The 488-nt window shown below is 68.4% G+C and carries 1 protein-coding gene; it reads right to left on the bottom strand.

Features of this window, described 5'->3' with window-relative positions; translation table 11 throughout:
- Positions 1-9: 9 nt before the first annotated feature.
- The coding region (locus tag CKO12_RS14545; RefSeq protein WP_200155422.1) for a M24 family metallopeptidase at positions 10-488 on the bottom strand (479 nt) is incomplete at its 5' end.

The raw sequence follows: 488 nt of genomic DNA, 5'->3' as shown, positions 1-488 counted from the left end.
TGTCCAACGTCAGTCGAAGTCTCCACTTTCCTCGTAGCCTGCGCCGCGCACGGCGCCCATCAGATCCTCAATGGCCTCGGGGGTCTTCGGCACCCCGCTGGTGAGGATGCGCGGGGTCTCCCGCTCGACAACCACGTCGTCCTCGATGCGAACGCCGATCCCGTGCCAGCGTGGATCCACCTCCTCGCTGCCCGGCGGGCAGTAGAGCCCCGGCTCGACGGTCACCACCATGCCAGGCTGGAGGACGCGCCACGCTCCCTCTACTGCATAGCTGCCGACGTCGTGTACGTCCAGTCCCAGCCAGTGACCGGTGCGGTGGGGGAAGAAGCGCCGGTGGGCGCCCTGCTCGATCAGTCCGTCCACCTCGCCCCGGAGCCAGCCGAGATCCACCATGCCCTGGGTGAGGATGCGCGTGGCGGTGCGGTGGAAGGCGTCGAAGTCGTTGCCGCTGCACACTTGCCCGATGGCTGCCTCCTGGGCCTCGAGGA

The organism is Chromatium okenii (assembly GCF_016583745.1).
Lineage (GTDB): Bacteria > Pseudomonadota > Gammaproteobacteria > Chromatiales > Chromatiaceae > Chromatium > Chromatium okenii.
This window is presented reverse-complemented; position numbering and strand designations above follow the sequence as displayed.